The sequence below is a fragment of the Nocardia sp. NPDC003345 genome, assembly GCF_053589395.1.
Window position 1 is genome coordinate 1 of the sequence record NZ_JBSFRU010000434.1, and the last position, 4,453, is coordinate 4,453.

Consider the following 4,453-nt stretch of genomic DNA (forward strand, 5'->3'; position numbering starts at 1 on the left):
CTGGGCGACCGGCGGGTGCGCCTGACGCGCCACATGGCATAGTTCCGCGACCGCTCTGGCCACCCGGACCACGACCTTCGAGCCGCTCATCGCGGTCCGGCCCGGCTACTGGCGGCCGGCGCATTTCGCCTCCGCCGCGGCGAGTCTCGATCACCTCACCGGCGGCCGGGTCCGCGTCAATATCGTCTCCGGGAAGGATGATCTCGCCGCCTACGGCGAAGCCGAGGACGACCAGGCCGACCGCTACGCCCGCACCCGCGAATTCATGCGATTGGTCCGGCGGCTGTGGACCGAGGAGAACGTCACCTACCGCGGCCGGTACTACCGGGTCTCCGATTCCACGGTCGAACCGCGGATCACCGCGCGGCCCGGCCGGCCGCATCCGCTGCTGTACTTCGGCGGTGCCTCGGCGGCCGCCGAGCGGGTCGCCGCCACCGAGGCCGATGTACAGCTGTTCTGGGGTGAACCGCTGTCCGGGGTCCGCGAGCGGATCGACCGGTTGCGGGCCCTCGGCGACGAACTGGATCGCGCGCATCCACCCCTGCAATTCGGCCTGCGGATCACCACGTTCGTGCGCGATACCACTGAACAGGCCTGGGCGGAGGCGGAAGCGAAGGTCGCCGAGATGGCCGCGCGGGCCGGAGCGGCACCGCGCCGGCACACCGCGGTGGGTCAGCAGCGGCTGCTCGATCTGGCCGCCCGCGGCGACGTCCTCGACGACAACCTCTATACGGCTCCCGGCAGGGTCGGTGGCGGCGGCGCGGCCACCACCTGGCTGGTGGGCTCCGCCGAGGATGTCGCGAAATCGCTGCGCCGTTACCAGGATCTCGGGATCACACACTTCGTACTGTCGGATACCCCCTATCTGCCGGAGATCCGGCGGCAGGGCACCCGGCTCCTCCCGCTGCTGCGCGAATGAGCCGGGTGCGGCCCGGGTCAGAGATTCAGCCCGGTGCCGTGGATTCCGTGCTCGTCGATCGACGCGAGTTCGTCATCGGTGAGATCCGGGAAGTCCACCGCGGCGATATTGTGATCGAGCTGTGCGGTACTGCTGGCCCCGATCAGCGCCGAGGTGACCTCCGGCCGGCGTAGCACCCACTGCAGGGCGAGCTGAGCCAGGGACTGCCCGCGGGCCGCCGCGAGTTTCGCGAGTTCGGCGGTCCGTGCCCGGTAGGTCGCGTCGATGACATCCGGTGAGAGGAACGTGCTGTTCTGTGCCCGCGCACCGGCCGGGATACCGTCGAGGTACTTGTCGGTGAGCAGGCCCTGGGCCAGCGGGGAGTACACGATGACACCGAACCCGTCCTCGTCGGCGGTCTCCAGCAGACCGTCGCGTTCGGGTCGCCGGTCGTAGATGGAGTACCGGGTCTGGTGGATCAGCAGTGGCACACCCGCGGCGCGGAGCAGTTCGGCGGCCGCGTGCGCGCGCTCGGGCGGATAGTTCGAGATACCGATGTAGAGCGCCTTGCCCTGGTGCACGGCCGAGACCAGCGCGCCGACCGTTTCCTCCAGAGGCGTTCCGGAATCGGGGCTGTGGTGATAGAAGATATCGACGTGGTCGGTACCCAGATCGCGCAGACTGTGGTCCAGCGAAGTGAGCAGCGATTTCCGCGATCCGCCCCGTAGATAGGGGCTCGGCCCGATCGGATTCCCGGCCTTGGTCGACAGAACGAGTTCATCGCGATAGCGAGCCAGATCGGTGCCGAGGACCCGCCCGAAATTCCGCTGCGCGGCGCGATGTGGCGGGCCGTACCGGTCGGCGTTGTCGAAATGGGTGATACCGAGATCGAAGGCCCGCAGGATGATCTCACGCTGAGTGTCCGGGGCGTAGTCGGCGCCGAATTTCTGCCACAGACCGAACGAGAAGGCCGGCAGGTCGAGACCGGATTTCCCGGTGCGCCGGTACGGGATTCTCTCGTAGCGGTTGCCGGCGGCGGTATAGGACAGGTCGTGGGGTCCGTAGCTCATCGCAGCGGGAAGCCCTGGGCGGCCAGCGATTCGCGCAGGCGGTCGCGCCCCTTCAGCGATTCCGCCGACGCGAGCCGGGCCAGCACCCGCTCCGACCAGGAGTGCGCGAGATCCTGTTCGGCATAGAACTGCGCGATGCGCTGTTCGTATTCGCTCACCAGCTCACGCTGCCCGGCTTCGGAATACGTCTCCTCGTGCAGTACCGCGGCCTGCGGCAGGCGTGGTTTCACCCGCGCGCCCTCGGCCGGATCGGGGTGACCGACCACCAGCCCCACCACCGCGAACACACCCGCGGGCAGCCGCAGTTCGGCCGCGACCTGTTCCGGATTGTTGCGGATGGCACCGATGTACACGGTGCCCAGTCCCAGGGACTCGGCCGCGACCACCGCGTTCTGCGCGGCCAGCGCCGCGTCCAGGAATGCGACATAACTCGATTCGAGATAGTCGGCACCCGCCAGCGGTGCGCCCCGGTCGGCGGCCAGACCCCGCAGCCGGGCGAGGTCGGCGGTCCACACCAGCAGCAGCGGCGCCTGCCGGATCTGGTCCTGGTCGCCGGCGAGGGCGGCGATCCGGGCCTTACGTCGCGGGTCACGTACCGCGACCACGCTCCACACCTGGAGGTTGGAGGAGGTGGGCGCCGACTGGGCCGCCGAGACGAGCAGTTCCAGCACGCCCTCGGCCAGCGGTTCGGGCAGATAGCGGCGCACGGACCGGTGCTCGTGCAGCACCTGCAGCACCTGGTTCCATTCGGCGGGGGCGGCGGGAGCGGGATCGCGGTAGCGCTCGGCCACCACCCGATCCGGAGACGGCGCGGTCTGGGTCATGAGGTCATCGTCGCCCGCACGGGCGGGCCGGTCAGCCATTGGCCGCACCTCGAGTCCAACATCCGCGCCGCCGCCGGGAGGCGACCCGGGTCACCAACCGCCCACGTGGATGATCGGGTCCAGGTCCTTGCGGGGCGCGGGCTTGAACTCCGTGCCGAGGGTGTACGCGACCGGTATCAACGCGCCCTGCGAAACCTTGTCGTAGGGAATCCCCACAATCTCGGCGGCTTCCCGCTCGTATTGCAGATGCAGTGTGGTCCAGGTCGTTCCGAGCCCGCGCGAGCGCGCCGCCAGGCAGAAGCTCCATACCGCCGGGAACAGCGAGGACCAATACGAGGCGCTGCGGACACTGGACGCGTCGTCCACCCGGCCCTCCTGGCACGGAATCAGCAGCGTGGGCACCTCGCCCATCTTCTCCGCCAGGTAGGTCGCCGAACTCGCGATCCGGGCCCGGGTGGCATCGGCGGCGGTATCGCCGCCGGCCCGGTTGCCGGGGAAGGCGGCGGACGCGGCGTACTGCTCGAACGCCCGCCGGTACAGCTCACCGAGCGCCCGGCGCTGCCCGGCATCGGTGACGATCACCCAGTGCCAGCCCTGGCTGTTGGAGCCGCTGGGCGCCTGCACCGCCAGCTCGACGCATTCGCGCACGACCTCGAGCGGGACCTCGCGGTCCAGATCCAGGCGTTTGCGTACGGCACGGGTGGTGGACAGCAGTTCGTCGGTCGACAACTCCAGCTCTATCGGCACATCGGCCCTTTCCGCGGTTCGGGTACGGCAGCGGGGGCCGGTGCGTCCGGCCCCGTGCCCAGGCTAGGCGACGGCGGCAGGCGCGGTACCCGGCCGCGGTCGCGGGCGGCGGCAGTAGACTAGGAGGCGCTACAGGGCAGTGCGTTCCGTCGCCCGGATCCGAGGCGATCCACCCGGATCCGGGGATTCCGCAGCGGGGGCCGGATCTACCCGGGACACTCACCATGCAACTCCGAACAGACGAGATCGCCGACCGGATCTACCGGTTCTCCACCTTCGTTCCCGATCTCGGACCCACCGGATTCACCTTCAACCAATTCTTCGTCGACGCCGAGGAGCCGCTGCTGTTCCATACCGGAATGCGGGCCTTGTTCCCCGAGGTCTCGGCGGCCATCGCACGTATCCGGCCGGTCGAACAGCTGCGCTGGATCACCTTCGGTCATGTCGAGGCCGACGAATGCGGGGCGATGAACCTCCTGCTGGCGGCCGCCCCGCACGCCACGGTCGCGCACGGAGTACTGGGCTGCCAGGTCTCGCTCGACGATCTGGCCGACCGCCTGCCGCGCCGGCTCGACGACGGCGAGGTCCTCGATATCGGCGGGCGCCGGATCCAGCACATCGACACCCCGCACGCGCCGCACAACTGGGAAGCGCGAGTGCTCTACGAACAGACCACCGGGGTGCTGTTCTGCGGCGACCTGATGACCCAGCTCGGCGACGGCCCGCCGGTATCGGGTTCGGACCCGGTGGGACCCGCGGCGCGTGCGGAGGACGTCTTCCACGCGACCTCCCTGGGGCCCGCGGTCCCGGCCGCGCTGCACCGGCTGGCCGGACTGGAGCCCACCACCCTGGCGGTGATGCACGGTTCGAGTTTCACCGGCGATGCCGCCGGGGCGCTGCGCGATCTCGCGACG

At 69.8% G+C, this 4,453-nt stretch carries 4 protein-coding genes and 1 pseudogene; 2 read left to right on the forward strand and 3 right to left on the reverse strand.

Going from position 1 to position 4,453, the window contains the following annotated elements:
- Window positions 1-46: 46 nt before the first annotated feature.
- Window positions 47-919 (forward strand): annotated as a pseudogene (locus tag ACWDU1_RS30005) (LLM class flavin-dependent oxidoreductase); the annotation flags it as partial.
- A 17-nt stretch (window positions 920-936) separates the two neighbouring features.
- Here ACWDU1_RS30005 and ACWDU1_RS30010 read toward each other — a convergent pair.
- The 3 genes from ACWDU1_RS30010 to ACWDU1_RS30020 all read right to left on the reverse strand — a co-directional run bounded on the left by ACWDU1_RS30010 (window position 937) and on the right by ACWDU1_RS30020 (window position 3,533).
- Complete coding sequence (locus ACWDU1_RS30010; protein WP_450003620.1) at window positions 937-1,968, reverse strand: aldo/keto reductase; 1,032 nt, start codon at window positions 1,966-1,968, stop codon at window positions 937-939.
- Window positions 1,965-2,792: an NADPH-dependent oxidoreductase gene (locus ACWDU1_RS30015; protein WP_450003624.1), complete on the reverse strand. Its 828-nt coding sequence runs from the start codon at window positions 2,790-2,792 to the stop codon at window positions 1,965-1,967. Before ACWDU1_RS30015 ends, ACWDU1_RS30010 begins: the two co-directional genes overlap by 4 nt.
- Before the next feature lie 90 nt (window positions 2,793-2,882).
- Complete coding sequence (locus ACWDU1_RS30020) at window positions 2,883-3,533, reverse strand: nitroreductase family protein (RefSeq protein WP_450003626.1); 651 nt, start codon at window positions 3,531-3,533, stop codon at window positions 2,883-2,885.
- Window positions 3,534-3,763: 230 nt separating this feature from the next.
- Here ACWDU1_RS30020 and ACWDU1_RS30025 point away from each other — a divergent pair.
- Window positions 3,764-4,453: MBL fold metallo-hydrolase (locus tag ACWDU1_RS30025; protein ID WP_450003622.1), on the forward strand; the 690-nt coding region annotated here is incomplete at its 3' end.

Bases quoted from the DNA above. Each gene is read 5' to 3' on its own strand.
- ACWDU1_RS30010 (WP_450003620.1), bottom strand. From the start codon at position 1,968: ATGAGCTACGGACCCCACGACCTGTCCTATACCGCCGCCGGCAACCGC.
- ACWDU1_RS30015 (WP_450003624.1), bottom strand. From the start codon at position 2,792: ATGACCCAGACCGCGCCGTCTCCGGATCGGGTGGTGGCCGAGCGCTAC.